Annotated in this window: 13 protein-coding genes and 1 pseudogene; 4 read left to right on the top strand and 10 right to left on the bottom strand. The window is 69.3% G+C overall.

The window, feature by feature from the left end:
- Positions 1-194: 194 nt before the first annotated feature.
- The 5 genes and pseudogenes from BLU81_RS06100 to BLU81_RS06080 all read right to left on the bottom strand — a co-directional run bounded on the left by BLU81_RS06100 (position 195) and on the right by BLU81_RS06080 (position 4,844).
- Positions 195-1,028: a MerR family transcriptional regulator gene (locus tag BLU81_RS06100; RefSeq protein ID WP_269460994.1), complete on the bottom strand. Its 834-nt coding sequence runs from the start codon at positions 1,026-1,028 to the stop codon at positions 195-197.
- Positions 1,029-1,074: 46 nt separating this feature from the next.
- Positions 1,075-2,433 carry a gluzincin family metallopeptidase gene (locus BLU81_RS06095; protein ID WP_197686134.1) on the bottom strand — a complete coding sequence of 453 codons (1,359 nt, stop codon included), beginning with the start codon at positions 2,431-2,433 and terminating at the stop codon, positions 1,075-1,077.
- Between the two features lie 347 nt (positions 2,434-2,780).
- A pseudogene (locus tag BLU81_RS06090) lies at positions 2,781-3,443 on the bottom strand (ATP-binding cassette domain-containing protein); the annotation flags it as partial.
- A gap of 117 nt (positions 3,444-3,560) precedes the next feature.
- A complete protein-coding gene (locus tag BLU81_RS06085; RefSeq protein ID WP_092542403.1) occupies positions 3,561-4,205 on the bottom strand; it encodes a TetR/AcrR family transcriptional regulator in 645 nt (214 codons plus the stop codon).
- A 114-nt stretch (positions 4,206-4,319) separates the two neighbouring features.
- The gene (locus tag BLU81_RS06080) at positions 4,320-4,844 is read right to left on the bottom strand and encodes a hypothetical protein (protein ID WP_092542401.1); all 525 of its coding nucleotides are present in this window, start codon (positions 4,842-4,844) and stop codon (positions 4,320-4,322) included.
- Between the two features lie 317 nt (positions 4,845-5,161).
- On the opposite strand from BLU81_RS06080, the gene BLU81_RS06075 reads away from it, so the two are divergent.
- Positions 5,162-6,142 (top strand): 2-dehydropantoate 2-reductase, encoded by a 981-nt coding sequence (locus BLU81_RS06075; protein WP_197686133.1) that lies wholly within the window; start codon positions 5,162-5,164, stop codon positions 6,140-6,142.
- A 407-nt stretch (positions 6,143-6,549) separates the two neighbouring features.
- Here BLU81_RS06075 and BLU81_RS06070 read toward each other — a convergent pair whose 3' ends face one another.
- The 3 genes from BLU81_RS06070 to BLU81_RS06060 all read right to left on the bottom strand — a co-directional run bounded on the left by BLU81_RS06070 (position 6,550) and on the right by BLU81_RS06060 (position 9,376).
- Positions 6,550-7,281: a DUF7873 family protein gene (locus tag BLU81_RS06070; protein ID WP_092542397.1), complete on the bottom strand. Its 732-nt coding sequence runs from the start codon at positions 7,279-7,281 to the stop codon at positions 6,550-6,552.
- A gap of 136 nt (positions 7,282-7,417) precedes the next feature.
- Positions 7,418-8,305, bottom strand: coding sequence for a GNAT family N-acetyltransferase (locus tag BLU81_RS06065; protein ID WP_231954221.1), 888 nt, complete (start codon positions 8,303-8,305; stop codon positions 7,418-7,420).
- A gap of 210 nt (positions 8,306-8,515) precedes the next feature.
- Positions 8,516-9,376 carry an EamA family transporter gene (locus BLU81_RS06060; protein ID WP_197686132.1) on the bottom strand — a complete coding sequence of 287 codons (861 nt, stop codon included), beginning with the start codon at positions 9,374-9,376 and terminating at the stop codon, positions 8,516-8,518.
- A gap of 83 nt (positions 9,377-9,459) precedes the next feature.
- On the opposite strand from BLU81_RS06060, the gene BLU81_RS06055 reads away from it, so the two are divergent.
- Positions 9,460-10,368, top strand: coding sequence for a LysR family transcriptional regulator (locus BLU81_RS06055; RefSeq protein ID WP_092542393.1), 909 nt, complete (start codon positions 9,460-9,462; stop codon positions 10,366-10,368).
- A gap of 221 nt (positions 10,369-10,589) precedes the next feature.
- Here BLU81_RS06055 and BLU81_RS06050 read toward each other — a convergent pair whose 3' ends face one another.
- Positions 10,590-11,540, bottom strand: coding sequence for an LLM class flavin-dependent oxidoreductase (locus BLU81_RS06050; RefSeq protein WP_092542391.1), 951 nt, complete (start codon positions 11,538-11,540; stop codon positions 10,590-10,592).
- 100 nt (positions 11,541-11,640) lie between these two features.
- Between BLU81_RS06050 and BLU81_RS06045 the strand changes: the two genes are divergently transcribed.
- Positions 11,641-12,486, top strand: a complete 846-nt coding sequence (locus tag BLU81_RS06045; protein WP_092542389.1) for a helix-turn-helix transcriptional regulator — start codon at positions 11,641-11,643, stop codon at positions 12,484-12,486.
- Between the two features lie 204 nt (positions 12,487-12,690).
- Complete coding sequence (locus BLU81_RS06040; protein WP_157751311.1) at positions 12,691-13,509, top strand: serine/threonine-protein kinase; 819 nt, start codon at positions 12,691-12,693, stop codon at positions 13,507-13,509.
- Positions 13,510-13,541: 32 nt separating this feature from the next.
- Here the strand turns inward: BLU81_RS06040 and BLU81_RS06035 are convergent, their stop codons facing one another.
- Positions 13,542-15,269: a carbohydrate-binding module family 20 domain-containing protein gene (locus BLU81_RS06035; RefSeq protein WP_231954219.1), complete on the bottom strand. Its 1,728-nt coding sequence runs from the start codon at positions 15,267-15,269 to the stop codon at positions 13,542-13,544.
- Positions 15,270-15,327 lie beyond the last annotated feature (58 nt).

The following is a 15,327-nucleotide window of genomic DNA, read 5'->3' as shown; positions in this document are numbered from 1 at the left end:
GCGACCGGCACGGCGGTTCACCTCACCGGCCGAGCGCACTACCGGAAAAGGGGACCACGCGGCGGACGGCCCGAGGTGCCGAATCAGCCCGACATCGGCCGTTCAGGCCCGGGAACGGACCACCGGGACCGGAATCCGTGATCGGTACCCGCCCACCGGCGATCGGTGCTCCAATGCCGGTGGGCGGGCGGGCATCACGCCGGCGGCACCCTGTCGATCGGGAACTGCAACTCGGTGATCAGTTCCTCCGGGCTGCCAGCGCTCTGCGGATCGTTCAGATAGATCTCCCGGGGCGCCCCGTGGGCCACGATGCCGTGCTCCTCGATCCAGCCGGTGACCACGTGGTAGGCCGGGGAGATCTCCTGGTAGGGCCCGCGATGGATGGTCGAGGCGACCGGCCCGCCGGGCACTTCCCGGTAGTAGACCGGACCGGACGGGACAGGTGTCCCGGCCGGGACCGGGAGGCAGATCTCCACCTCGCCTTCGGTCCGCTCGTCGATGACGTCGTGATAGACGACGAACGGCGGACCGGCCGGGGCGACCCCGGCCGCGCCGAGGGCACCGGCGACCGTGCCGAATCCCTGCTGGAGCACCGCGCCGATGGTGGCGAGGCTGGCGGTGAGCCGTAGCCCGGCCACCGGGTTCGCCGCGACCTCTTTGACCGTCACCTGGTAGGGCATGACGTTTCCTCCTCGATCGATGAGACGTTCGAGGAACCGCAGCATCCGCTCCTGCTCGGCGAGCCGGTCCCGCAGCCGCTCCCGGTGCGCCGACAGGCGTTTGCCGGTCAGCTCCGGGTCGTCGTCGGCGAGCAGGTCGCGGATCTCGGTGACCGGCATGTCGATCAGGCGCAGCACCCGGATCGCCTCGGCGCGCCCGGCCTGGCCCCGCCGGTAGAAGCGGTAGCCCGAGGCCGGGTCCACCCGGGCGGGGGTCAGCAGTCCCTGCTCGTCATAGAAGCGCAGGGCTTTGATCGACAGCCGGCTCATCCGGGAGAAGCGCCCGATCGGGATCAGGTCGTCCGGCACGGTTCCTCCTTCGCCCACCACGTTCGGGTCTCCCCTGGTGGGAGAGTCAAATCATCCGTGGCGAGATGAACGTGGCGCGTTCGGGGCGCTGCACCGGGATCTGTTGGTCGGCGGGCTGCGCCGCCACGAAGTCCGCGCTCTCCAGGCCGCAGGACGCCACCGTGTGGTTGCGTACCAGCAGCGACGTCGGCACCGGTGTGATCTCCCGCCAGGCGAAACAGGACCGGATGATGGCCGCGTTGGCGCCGCCGCTCAGCTCCCGGTCGGCGCGCAACATGGCCCGCAGGATCGCGTGGTACGTGAGGAAGTCCGGTGACAGGTTGCTCCACGTCACCGCGAGCAGCCGGCCCAGATAGTCGCGGGCCAGCAGCAGCGACTCCTTGAAGGCGGCCTCGTTGCCGAGGTAAGCGGCGGTGAAACCGGCCTGGATCTCGGCCAGGTCGAGCGCGCTGCCCGGCAGGTTCGTGGATCGCTCGCGCAGTTCCTCGCTGATCAGTTTCTTGGCGACCAGGTCCTGCTGGAACACCTCGACCATGGTGTCGAAGATCGCCCCGGTCAGCGGCAGCGACCGCCGGTGCGGCTCGTCGCCGACCTCCGACATCCGCTTGTTGTTGAACGCGATCCGGATCTCCGAGCTGTCCGACAGCTCACCCACCCGGTCCAGGCCGTTGATGGTGAGCAGGTTGCCCTTGGTGCTCTCCAGCAGGTAGTCGACCAGCGAGTGGAAATGCAGCGACGCCACGATCGCGACCAGGTCGCCGGCCGACTCGTGCATGCCGCCGTAGTCGACGGCCTCGTCGAGCGGGCTGGCCGGCACACCGACCTCGGCGAAGATGACGCTGTGCCCGAGTTCGTGGGCGAGGACGTCGAAGTTCTCGCAGTACGGCCGGGCGTGGTCGATGGTGCCGTTCGGTTTCCGGCCGAAGCCGAACTCGAGGAAACCGTACCCCGACTGGGCGTTGTCCCATTCGATCAATGGGATCAGTTCGAGACGTTCGAAATCGGACTCGAAATGCCATTGAATCGTACGTCCGAAGTAGTCCTCCCAGATGTCGAGGACGCGCCGGACGGTCGCGTACATGGTGGCCGCGGAGAATTCCCGGCTCGCCGGATCGATCTGATCGAAATGACCGTCCGCACCCGGCTGGACCGGCGGGCGCGACGACCCGCGCCACGGGGGACGGAAGAAGTCCTTGTAGGGCAGTTTCCCCACCGCGTCGACCACGAACATCCGGTCGTCGCCCGGCCCGGCCCGCATCGCGGTCGGGTCCACCGACACCACCACCACCTCGGGTTCCGGGAACAGCGGCCCGGATCCGTCGTCTTTACGGAGGAATCGGGGCTGCGGAAAGATCCGGAATCGGGTTCCCTCGCGCGCGAGCCGTCGATCCAGTTCAAGGGACATGAAAGCCTCCCGGAGGCCGTTCGTTCTCAGTAAGGCCTCAACTCGATATCCCCGGGCATTCGAAGTCAACGCGACTGTCCAAGAACCATCCGTTCCGGGGTCCCCCGAAAATAGGGGTACGGTGCGGGACCCGGCCGGGTCCCGCACCCCCGATAACGGTATTAGGGAAAACGAGTCACCCCGGCGGAGTGGTGAGGTGTCCCTCGCCCAGGTGAAGGCGGCGGCTGATGCCGATCGCCGCCAGGAAACGCTCGTCGTGGCTGACCACGACGAACGCCCCCTGGTAGGCGACCAGGGCGCTCTCCAGCTGACCGGCGCTGATCAGGTCCAGGTTGTTCGTCGGTTCGTCCAGCAGCAACTGCGGGGCCGGCTCGGCGAACAGGACGCACGCCAGGGTGGCCCGCAGGCGCTCCCCACCGGCGGGCGGCACGTTCACGGGCCTGCTGGGCCTCCCGCTTCTGCCGTTTGAGGTCCTGCTCGGCGGTGCGGACCTGGCGGTCGAGGTTGTTGGTGGGCTCGTCGAGCAGCCGAACGCCGGGGCGTTTCAGCAGCTCGGCGGCGAGGCCCAGGGCGATCACCTGGCCGCCGCTGAGAGTGCCGAGGCGGCGGTCGAGGGTGACCTCGGCGAGGCCGAGACGGTCGAGTTCGGCGCGGGTGCGCTCCTCGATGTCCCAGTCGTCACCGACCGTGGTGAAATGCTCCTCGGCCGGGTCGCCGGACTCGATGGCGTGCAGGGCGGCCAGCACCCGGTCGACGCCGAGGACCTGCGCGACCGTCTGGTCCGCCACCAGCGGCAGGTGCTGCGGCAGATATCCGAGCACACCACGGACGGTGACGGTGCCGCCGGACGGGCTCAGCGCGCCGGCGATCAGTTTCAGCAGCGTGGACTTGCCGGCGCCGTTGGCGGCCACCAGCCCGGTGCGGCCCTCCGGCACGGAGAACGACAGGCGATCGAAGACCGGAGTGTCATCCGGCCACGAAAAGGACAGATCGGTGACAGAAATGGACATGGAGACCCCAGGGAATGAAAGGGAATTCAGGGCACGACAAAGAAAGCCGTCACACGGACGGCCGGGGCGGGGCCTTCACCCTGCGATGTCGTCGTCCCCTGCCATGTCTCTCCGATCTCAGTGGTGTTCCGTAGTCGACGATAGCTCACCGCACGGCCGGGGCGCGGCCCCGAGAATCCGCAGCAGGGCCTCGATCAGCTGGTCGGCGGCCTGGTCCACAGTCCAGCCGAGAGTGCCGGTCAGGTCGACGACCACCCGCTCGTCGAAGATCGTCACCCACATCAGCACCGCGAACCGGACATCCTGCGCCGGTACCGCGCCCGCCGCGACAGCCGCCTCCACCAGGCGGTCCAATCGCGCGTAGAGGCCGCCGACGAACGAGTCCGAACGCCGCTCCAGCACACCTCTCGGCGACCGCACATGAACCGCTGCGGCACCCCATCGGGACGCCCGCTCGACCCATTCCCGGCAGACCGCCCGAATGTCCGCGACCGGGTCCGTTCCGGGCGGCAACCGGTCGAAGGCCTCCAGCAACTCGCCGGTCATCTCCGCCCAGAACGCGTCGACCGCGCTCGCCGTGTCGGAGAAGTTCCGGTAGGCGGTGGCGGTCGAGATCCCGGCCCGCTCGGCGGCCTCCGCCAGCGAGAACCCCGGCCCCCGCTCGGCCAGCAACTCCCCCACCGCGGCCAGCAGCGCGGCCCGCCGCAACCGGGCGTCCCCGCGCCGCGGCCGCCGTTCGTCCCGCGGTTCCCACCCCGACATACCGAGATTATTTCGTACGTTCGTCGACGGTCCCGCCACCACCACGCGAGGCGGCCGGCGGGTCACCGCCGACTCGCGGCCGCCGGGCCGAATGCGGTGGCCGCGGCCGGCCGCTCAGCAGTACCCGGACGGGCACTCGCCGCTGGCCAGCAACTCGTACTGACGGCAGGACGAGCAGATCTTGGGCTCCGGGCGCGGGGCCGGCTTGACCTTCGCCGGGGCCGCGGCCTTGCGGGTGGTGGTCGTTCCCGTCCCGGTGGCGGTGGCTCGCGCCCGGGGCGCGGCGGCCACCTTGGGAGCCGCCTGCACCTCGACGGCCTTGACCGCGGCGTCGAGCAGCGCGTCGTAGTTGATGTCGATCCAGTCGGCGTCGAGCGAGACGAGACCGGCCGGGTCCTCCGGATCCTTCAGGTAGGAGCCCTCGACCTCCGCCAGGAAGGCGGTCGCACTCTCCGGGTCCACGGCAACGTCGACACCACCGGGGTGGATGTTGACGGCGAGCCGCTTGCCGCCCTTGGGGCGGACCTGGAGACTGCGGCCGACCGGCTTCACGTCGACGTTCGCCCGACCGCGAAGCTCCAGCAGCAGCCGCGCCACCGCCGGAGCCGCCCCGATGGGATCAGTCTCGTAGGTGTCCATCAATCCTCCACCGCACCTCAACGAACCTCTGTGAACCCGGTGCCGAACCCGATGCCGGGTCCCCGAACCGATGACGGGCCGCCCGGGCCCCGCCGTGTGATGAAAGGTTCAGGGACGCCGTGCGTCGAGCAAGGCACCCGCACGACGATACCGCTCCCGCCTAGAGCGCCGGACACGTCCTCCGATAGCGCCACACACGCCGCGCCGGGCGGGGGTGGGTGACACCCGGGTTTCCCCGCGACGTAACGGGCCGGAAAACGAACTCCCGCAGACTGGGAAGTGAGAAAACCTTCTCAGTTGCCTCGGGAGGCTGGTTCATGTCGGCAAGACGAACCCGCGTCGCGGTGATCGGAGCCGGCTCGGTCGGTACGGTGGTCGCGGCGGCTGCGGTGGACGCGGGACACGACGTCGTGGTGTGCGCGCGACGGCGGCTGCAGCGGCTGGTGGTCGAACGCGCCGACAGCGTGCGCGAGATCGACGTGCCGGTGCTGGCCGACCCGTCCGAGGCGTCCGAGGTCGACTGGGTGCTGCTGGCGACCAAGGCCCAGGACGCGGCGGGCGCGGCCGCCTGGTTCGGCCCCCTCGTCGGCCCGCACACCACGGTCGTGGTGCTGCAGAACGGCGTGGATCACGCCGAGCGCATCGAGCCACTGGTCCCCCGTGGCACCCGGGTGCTGCCCGCGCTGGTCTACGTGGCGGCCGAGTCCCTGGGCCCCGGCCACGTCCTGCACCGGCTGGGCGCCCGGATCACGGTGCCCGGCACCCCCGGCGCGGCGGTGGCGACCGCCCGGCCCGGCTTCACCGAGACGGCGCCCACCACCGGCCGGGCGAGCACCGGTGTGGTCCGGGGCGACATGAAGGACGGGTTCGCGGCCCTGTTCGACGGTTCGTGGCTGCACGTCGAACGGGTCGCCGACTTCCCGACGGCCGCCTGGCGCAAGCTGCTGACCAACGTCGGCGCGAACCCGGTGACCTCGCTGACCCTGAAACGCATGTCGGTGATCCAGCACGATCCGGCGGTCCGGGAGCTGACCCGCGCCCTGCTGGGTGAGGCGATCGCGGTCGGCCGGGCGGCCGGTGCCGCCCTGACCGAGGCCGACGTCGATCACACCTTGGAGATCTACGACGAGTTCGGCGGCGACGACGGCACCTCGATGCTGTACGACCGGCTGGCCGGCCGCGCCACCGAACACGAACTGATCACCGGCGCGGTGGTCCGCCTCGGCGAACAGCACGGCGTACCGGTCCCCTTGAACCGGGCGATCCTCGCCCTGATGCACGGCGTCAACCACAAGTAGGCGTGGGCATGGCGAAGCCCGGGGAAATGGCCGATCCCCGGGCTTCTGGTTGCCACTGAATTGCACACACCAGCACGTTTAAGAGTGTGGATCAGTCATCATGACATCGGGTTTTGCCTTTAAACTATCGCCGCTCGAAGCGCGGCGAGCCGGACTTGAACCGGCATCCGATGTCTTCGTCCTCACTCGGTCGACCTGGTGATCAGTGGAGAATGCTGACTTTGGAGCGATAGTCTGAGTTTGATCATCGACTGCCTCTTCCAGTTGGGCTACCTCCGCACGAAATGCGGAGGGCGGGACTCGAACCCGCACTGTCACCGATGGAATTCAGCTTCAACTTCAGTCGTCAGCTTCACGCCGGAATCCCGGCGCACCCCCGCGCTCCCACGGGGGAACTCATGGGCGGGTCAGCCGAACAGGTAACCGAAGAACGCCGCGCCCACACGCTGGTCGGTGACTTCGGTGTTGTTGGCTTCCTCGCGGGCGAACTTGACCGCGGTCTGCAGGGCGAGCACCCGATCGAGGATCTCGTTGACCCGCTTGGCCGGCAGGGCACCGGAGAACTTCACCGTCGTCCAATAGCCGACGGTGATGTCCTCGTAGTACACCTCGACCTGGGCCGGGTGCTTCTCGGTGGCCTCGGCCTTGACGTGGTTGCGCGGCACCTTCTTGGTGCGGTTGGTGCGCACCGGCTCGGTCCGCCAGCTGTCCGTGGAGTCGTCGCGAACCCAGGACTCGGCGGCGTCGAGCACGGGCAGCTTCTTCACGAAGGTGTGCAGGTCGACCAGCTGCTTCTCGAGGAACAGCAGGTAGGTCACCGGCACCTGGGCGGCGATCGTCCGGCCGTCGACCACGACGTCGGCACGGGCCACGCCGTTGGTCCAGTCCTTGGTGGCGGTCACGTCGAACAGGCGGGTGAGGGTGCCGGCGACGTCACGCAGGATCTCCTCGGCCTTGATCTGCACCCGGGTCGACTCGGCGGGCAGCTGCTCGCCTTCCTCGTCCTTCGGCTGGTACGTCCGGGAGATGCCGGCCAGTGGACCGGTCTTCTGCACGGCGTGGTGGGCTTCACTCAAGTCCGCAAAGGACTTGCTCTTGACGCCCTTCTCCACGGCGATGATCTGGTTCAGTTTCGGCACGACGTCCCCCCTGTGTTTCAGCGGGGGAACCTTAACACCGGTCGATCACCGGCATCGACCCATATATCGAGTCGGTGACCCGCCCTTTGTCGAGTCGGTGACCGACTTTACCGAGCCGGTCACCGACCGAAGAGGATCACCAGGTCAGGTCGACCTGGCGCTCGAACGTGCGGAAGCCGGCACGAGCGAAGGCCGCGGCCATCGGCACGTTGCCGACGTCGGTGGCCGCCCGGATCCGGGGCACGCCCTGACCGGCCAGCACCCGGACGCCCTCGGCCAGGATGTCGTCGACGAGCCCGCGGCCACGATGACCGGGCAGCACCGCGATGTAGGCGATGATCGGGTTGTAGCCGTTGTGCGCCGGAATGACGAACCCGACCGGCTCACCACCGGGCAGTTCGGCGACCCGCCACCAGTCCCGTGGAGTGGAGTAGCGCTCGAGTTCCGAACGGTACTGCTCCTCGGCGCACTCCCGGGGGCTCATCCGGGTCAGGTCGTCGCGACTGTGCGCGTCGAGGCTGCCGTCGAGCACGAGTGTCATCATCTCGATCAGCTCGTCCGCGTCACGGGGCGCACGGAAGGCGAGCCGCCCGGACGGCTCGGCGATCGGGGTGCCGGGTTCCCAGTGCAGGCGCAGGCGCTCGACGAACAGTTTCGCCCCGCACTCCTCCAGGACCCGCATCCAGGTGTCATCACCGGAACGCTGCCAGTCCGGGGCGACGAAGCGGGTGAACTCCGGGGCCGGTGTGGGCAGAGCCGCCCGGACGAGGCTCACGCCGTCGGCGAAGTGCCCGTCGGCGACGTCGAGGATGTCCATGACGAGGGGGTGTTCGTCACCGGGACGCGACCACCAGGCGGCCCGGGCGGTCACCTGGTCACCGCGCAGGGCGAGCCACAGCCACTCGGGCCGGCGGCGCCCCGCGGCGAGGTCTTTCGCGATCTCGGCGTTCAGGACGTACGAGAAGGAGTTGAAGGTGTCCAGGTCGTCGGGCATGACGGCGGGACGGATGGTCAAGGGTGTCAAGGCGTTCTCCGGTAGAGATGCGCCCACTCCACGCCCGGACGGCTGGGTCAGCCGAGAACCGGGACGGAGGAGAGCGCGGTGTACGTGCGGAACATCGCGGTCCTCCTTTCTGCTCGATGATCGCGCCCATTCAAACAGCCCCGGCCCGGCTCCCGCCACCGATTTACCGGAGCACCGGATCACCGGGCGCCGCGCCACCCGGCTACCGACTCATCGGGCGCCGGAGCGTTCGGCGCCGATTCCCGCGGTGACGACCAGGGCGATACCGGCCAGTGCCGCCCAGCCGGGAACCTGGTGCAGCAGCAGGAAGCCGATCACGACGGCGATAGCGGGTTCCAGGCTCATCAATGTGCCGAAGGCAGCGGTCGTCAGGCGGCGCAGTGCCAGGAACTCCAGCACGAACGGGATCACCGGCAGCAGCACGGCCAGCAACAGCCCGAAGACCAGGATCTCCGGAGTCATCAGAGTGAAGGCCTGCGGGCCACCGAACAGGGCCAGGCCCGCCGTCGCGGTCAGACCGGCCACCGGCATCGAGATCGCCAGGCCGCGGATGCCGGTGCTCTCGTCGCCGACCCGCTGGGTGAGCAGGATGTACGCGGCCCAGCAGAGGGCCGCGCCGAGGGCGAAGGCGACACCGACCAGGTCCGTGCCGCCGTGCCACGGTGAGGTCAGCAGCAGCACACCGACTGCGGCCAGCAGCGGCCACCGCAGGGTGCGGCCCCGGAACACCGCCACCCCGAGCGGGCCCAGGAACTCCAGGGCGCTCGCCGTGCCCAGCGGAAGGCGGGCCACCGCGGACATGAAGAGCATGGTCATCGCCCCGGTGACCACCCCGAGGGCGACGACTGCCTGCAGGTTGGCCCGGCTGAACTCGGGCAGCCGTGGCCGGACCAGCAGGAACAGGATGATGCCCGCCCAGGCCAGCCGGAGCCAGGCGGTACCGAAGGCGCCGATCTGATCCGCGAGACCGACCGAGACGGCGAGGCCGAGTTGCACGCAGGTCATGGCGGCGACGGCGAGAGCTGCTCCGGTCCGGGCGGTGGTGCGGCGGGGTGCGGCGGTCAACGACATGCCGCCAGTAGAAACCCCGGCAACTGTTCGTGTCCACGTGATGATGCTGGACATACCGTTCATGATTGCTTGACAATCAAAGCATGGACGCACGCCGTCTGGAGACTCTGCTGCTGCTGTCGCGTCTGGGGTCGATGCGGGCGGTCGCCGAGGAGACGCACACCACCACGTCGACCGTGTCGCAACAGATCGCGGCGCTGGCACGGGAGGCTGGCACACCACTGATCGAACCGGAGGGCCGTCGGGTGCGGCTGACCCCAGCCGGGCGCCGGCTGGCCGGGCACGCGGTGACGATCCTGGCCGCGCTGGAGGCGGCGCGCCTCGATCTGGATCCGTCGGCGGAACCCGCCGGGACGCTGCGAGTCGCCGGCTTCGGGACGGTGATCCGGCGATCCCTGATGCCGATCGTGGCCCGGCTGGCCGTCGACCATCCGGGTGTCCGAGTCCACATTCACGAACACGAGCCGGCCGAGGCCCTGTCGCTGCTCGCCGCGGACGGCATCGACCTGGCCCTGACCTACGACTTCAACCTGGCCCCGGCCCCGCTGGACCGGACTGTCGACGTACGGTCGCTGTGGTCCGCCGATTGGGCCTTGGGAGTGCCGGCCGCCGATCCGTGGACGGACGTAGCAGCCCCGGAGGTGTTCGCGCGTTACCGCGATCACGACTGGATCGTGAACTCGCGCGGCGCCGCCGACGAGCAGGTGGTGCGGACGATCGCGTCGATGGCCGGTTTCGATCCGCTGATCACGCACCGGGCGGACAGCCTGGCGCTGCTGCAGGACCTGATCGTGGCCGGTCTCGGGGTCGGGCTGCTCCCCGCCGACCAGGAGACCCGGCCCGGCGTACGGCTGCTGCCGTTGAAAGATCCCTCCCCGGTCCTGCGGACCTATGCCGTCGTGCGGGCCGGCCGGACCGGCTGGCCACCATTGACCCTGCTGCTGAACCTGCTCCGGACCGTCCCCGGACAACCGGATCCGCCCGTCGGATGAACCTGCTCCGGACTCCCGGCAACCGGATCCACCCGTCAGACGAACCGGACCCGCCGGCGCCAGCGGAGGAACCGGCCGGGTCAGTCATGCTCCCCCCGTCGAGGAACCGGCCGGGTCTTCCATGACTCGCCGGCCGAGGAAGCAGCCGGGTCGGCCATGACCGTTCCGGTCGAGGAAACGACCAGTTCAGCTGTGACTCGCCGGCCGAGGAAGTAGCCGGGTCAGTCATGGCCGGGAGCGGGCGTAGTCGACGGAATCGTGGGGCCGCGATGTGCGGCTGTCGCCTCCCGCACTTCCGGGACGACCTCCGACGCCCACCGGCTGAGCGTGGTGCTGTCGGGTGTGCCGCCGTCCGGAGCGAACAGGATGAACCCGGCCGCACCATGGTCGATGACCGCGGTGGTCAGTTCCTCGATCCACTGTGCCGGTGACCCTCCGAGCCATCGCCCCTCGCGGTCTCGTGGCGCGCTCAGAGGCTGGTCGGTGATGCGGGCGGGAACGTTGAACACGTCGCGGATCTCCGCCGGGTCACGGCCCACCGCGACCGCTGCCTCGTCGATGACCGGCCGTGACTCTCGGTATCGCTCGCTGAGCCAGTCGGCGGCATGGCCGGGAATCCAGCCGTCGGCGACCCGGCCCGTCGCGGCCAGTGATCGCGGGCCGACCGAGCCGGTCCACACGTCGGGGGCGGGCACCGGCGCGGGCTCGATGCCGTCCACCCGATAGTGCCTGCCGTGGTGGGTGACCGGTGGGCCGCCGCCGGACAGCTCGCGGATCAGGACGATCGCCTCCTCGAACGCGTCCACGGCGTCGCCGGGTGACAGCCGTGGCACACCCATGTCGGCGATGCGGTCCCATCGGCCGCCGGCACCCATGCCGAGCACGACACGGCCGCCGGAGAGCGCGGACAGTGACGTCACCGTCCGCGCCAGCATCGGGGCGGGGCGAGTGGGCACATTGGTGACGTTGACGAGGGTCGTGAGCCGCTCGGTACGGCCGAGGACGAACGCGATCGCGGCATAGGCGTCCAGCCGGGCACCGAGGTAGGGATGGTCCGACAGCGAGAGGACATCGAGCCCGGCCCGGTCGGCGAGGTGGGCGAGGCGCAGAAGCTCGGATGCCTCGCCGATCCCACTGTGCGCCCCGAATCCGAAGACTGTTCTCGTGGTCATGGCTAAATCCTGCTCCGGGAAACGGTGGTGTAGGAGGCCGGGGTTTTAGTGGTACCAACAGGGACACCTTCGCGGGCGGTCGCGTTGCTACGTTCGGAGGGTGAGCGACAACGAACTCGGACTCTTCCTGCGGACCCGCCGTGCGGCGATCACCCCGGCTGAGGTCGGGCTGCCAGTCGCCCCACGCCGGCGCGCCACGGGTCTGCTGAGATCCGAGGTCGCGGCACTCGCCCGGGTGAGTGTGGAGTATGTGACCCGGCTGGAGCAGGGTCGTGATCGGCGGCCGTCCCCGCAGATTCTGGCCGCGCTCGCGGATGCGCTACGGCTGTCGGCGGATGAGCGCGCCCACCTGTTACGACTGACCAAGGCCGCGGATCCGGGGTTCAGCTGCCTGGGCGCCCGGCGTCCCGCGCACACGGTGCGGCCGACGGTCCGGGCGGTCGTCGAGCAGTTGGATCCCGCACCGGCGGTGCTGTTGAACAGGCTGGGCGACGTCTTGGCCTACACCGCGGCCTACGAGAGGTTGATGGGACCGATCGGGTTGCTGGAGCCGGCCCGGCCGAATCTGACCCGGTTCGTTCTCACCGACGAGCGGGCCCGCAAGGCCTATCCCGACTGGGAGCGGGTCGCCGATGAGGAGGTGGCAGCACTGAAGCAGGGGTCGTTCCGGGCCGATCCACACATCGCGGCGCTGGCCGACGAGCTGGCCCTGACAGCGGGTGAGGTCTTCACCCGACGGGTCGAAACGGTCCCCGGTCTGGCAGATCCCAACGGTTCTCTCCGGCTGTCACATCCTTCGGCGGGCGAGTTGCGGCTGCTCTACGAGGTGCTGGACCTACCTGCCGGTGACGACCAGCGGCTGGTCGTCCACTTGGCCGCGGACACCGCAACGGAGAGGGCACTCGACCGCCTACGCCCGCAGCCGATCCGCCTCCTGGCCGGGTGAGCAACGACCCGGATCGTGCCGCCGGGCCAGCGGGCCAGCGGGCCAGCGGAGCGGAAACCAGTTCGCGAGTTGGAACGGGCGGCGGGCGCGGTCGCCTCGGTGAACTCTCTCGGTGCGGAAGTGAAAATGATTTGATTCGCGGCCATCCGACCGCGCCTTGGCTCCGAATCTCCGGTGACGACCACGGAGGATCGGGGTGCGGAGATGGCCGAGTATCTGACTGGGCGGTACCGGCTGGCCGAGCTGATAGGCGCGGGTGGCATGGGCCGGGTCTGGCGGGCCGAGGACATGCTGCTCGGGCGTACGGTCGCGGTCAAGGAACTGCCGGTGACGGATCAGGAGACCTGTGCGGATCGGGAGACCCGTGCGGCGCGGGAGGCTCGGGCCGGCGCTCGGCTCAACCATCCGGGGCTGATCAAGGTGTATGACGTGCTCGTCGCCGGTGGGCGTTCGTGGATCGTGATGGAGTACGTGCCGTCTCGGTCGCTGCATCAGGTGGTTCGGGCGGACGGGCCGTCGTCACCGGCGGAAACCGCCCGGCTCGGGCTGGAGGTGCTGGCCGCGCTGCGGGCCGCCCACGCCGCCGGGGTGGTGCACCGGGATGTGAAGCCGGACAACGTGCTGATCGCCGCGGACGGCCGGGTGGTGCTCGGTGATTTCGGGCTGGCCGCGATCGGTGCCGACGCCCCGGATCCGCGGTTCGGGTCGCCCGATTACATCGCCCCGGAACGCCTGCTGGCACAGGAGTCGGGGGTTGCCGGCGACCTGTGGTCGTTCGGGGCGACGCTGTATTTCACGGCTGAGGGCCGGCCACCGTTCACCCGGGGCGACGGCGGGGCGGTGTTGCGGGCGCTGCTCGCCGACCCGCCCGACCGGACGCGGCGGTCCGGGCCGCTGACTGCGCTGCTGCTGGCGCTGCTGCACAAGGACCCGGACCGCCGGCCCACGCCGGACGAGGTGACTGCCTATCTGCTGCGGGTGGCGTATTCGCGGGCCCGCCGCCGGTTTCTGGCTGCCGCCTAGCCGCCCAGCCGCGCAGCGCCAGCCCTAGCCGCCTAGCGCCAGGTGTCGGTGAGGGTGAGCTGGCCGCCGGCCGGGACGGTGGCGGTCCGGTTGGCGCCGGATTCCCAGGTCACGGTGCCGTCGCTGTTCTTGCGGAGGTACTTGTACTCGAACACGGTTCCGGCGGGCAGTGAGACGGTCCCCTTCCACACCGGATAGGTGGCCGATGACAGCGCGACAGCACTGGCCGGTGCCCAGTTGCCGAGCGCTGCCTGGTTGCCGGTGACGAAGATGTTCTGCCCGAGTGTCGTCGTGGCGGTCACGTTGAAGCCGGTGCCGGTCACCGGTGTGGTGGTCCCTCCGCTGGCGCCGACGTAGATCGCGACCGCGTCGCCCGCTCCGATGGTGGCGGTGAACTGACCGGAGGCGTTGACCGTGTAGCTGGTGCCGGTGCAGCCGCCGGACGCGGTCGGGTCGCCGTGCTGCACGTCGCAGTAGGTTCCGGCGGGCAGTGACGTCTGGAAGGTCCGAGTCAGCGAACTGCCCTCGTGGTTGATCGCGACGTAGCCCTTGCTGCCGCGCCCGAAGGCGATCTGGTCGGCTCCGTTGCTCCACCAGTTCGTGACGGCCGTACCGGCGACGGTGTTGCGGAATCCGACCATGTTGCCGATCTGCCGCCACGCGTGCTGGCATTTCCAGCCGTCGGCGTAGCAGGCGCTGACCGTGCCGTTGCCGGGCGGCCCGGCGTCGTGGTCGGTGAACTCGTAGCCGGAGTTGACGTCCGGTGCGCCGTACGGCCAGGCCAGGGTGAACACCTGCGCGAGCGTGTATGCCGACCCGTTCTTGTAGTTGAGTGTGTCCCCGCCACGTTCGGTGTCGTGGTTGTCGACGAAGACCGCGGCCTGACTGCTGGGCAGGTAACCCCAGGCGGTGCCGAAGTTGGACAGGTAGGCGAGGTTCTCGTTGAGGAACACCCGCTTGAGGTCGCGGGCGAACCGGAACTCCTGCACGTCACCGGTGCCGGTGTATTCGGTCGGCTGGACTGCTTCGCCGGAACCGAAGATCACCTCCTGTTTCCAGTAGGCGCCGGTGTTCGACAGTTTCGACTTGATCCCGGCCAGGTCGGCGGCGGAGATGTGTTTGGCGGCGTCGATGCGGAACCCGTCGACTCCCAGGGAGGCGAGGTCGTTGAGGTAGCCGGCGATCTTTCCGCGTACGTAATCGCTTCCGGTGTTGAGGTCCGAGAGGTTGACCAGTTCACAATCCTGTACGTTCCCGCGGTTGGTGTAGTCGCTGATCGCGGTGCGGCAGGTGTGGAAGTCGGCGTCGGAGTAGACGCCCGGATAGTTGTACTTGCTGTACGAGCTGCCGCCGGTACCCGTACCGGAACCGGCGCTCATGTGGTTGATGACCGTGTCGGCGATGACCTTGACACCGGCCGCGTGACATGTGGTCACCATGTTCGCGAAGGCGGTGCGGTCACCCAGACGACCGGCGATCCGGTACGACACCGGCTGGTACGACGTCCACCACTGCGACCCTTGGATGTGCTCCTGCGGCGGGGAGACCTGCACATATCCGTAGCCGAGCGGGCCCAGCGTGCTGGTGCACTCGCGGGCGACCGAGGCGAACGACCACTCGAACATGACGGCCGTGACGTCCTTGGCGCCGGGCGGAGCGGCGTAGGCGGAGGGGCCGGTGGCGATCTGAGCGATGCCGAAGCCGCCGATGCCGAGGGCAAGGGTGGTGGCGGCCAGGATGCGGGTCAGGCGTCTGTCCACATCGATCTCCTGGGGGAAGGGGAAAGAGTTTGCAGATTTTGCAAATCCTTGCATCAGA

This window comes from Actinoplanes derwentensis, from assembly GCF_900104725.1.
In the GTDB taxonomy this organism is placed as follows: domain Bacteria; phylum Actinomycetota; class Actinomycetes; order Mycobacteriales; family Micromonosporaceae; genus Actinoplanes; species Actinoplanes derwentensis.
This window is presented reverse-complemented; position numbering and strand designations above follow the sequence as displayed.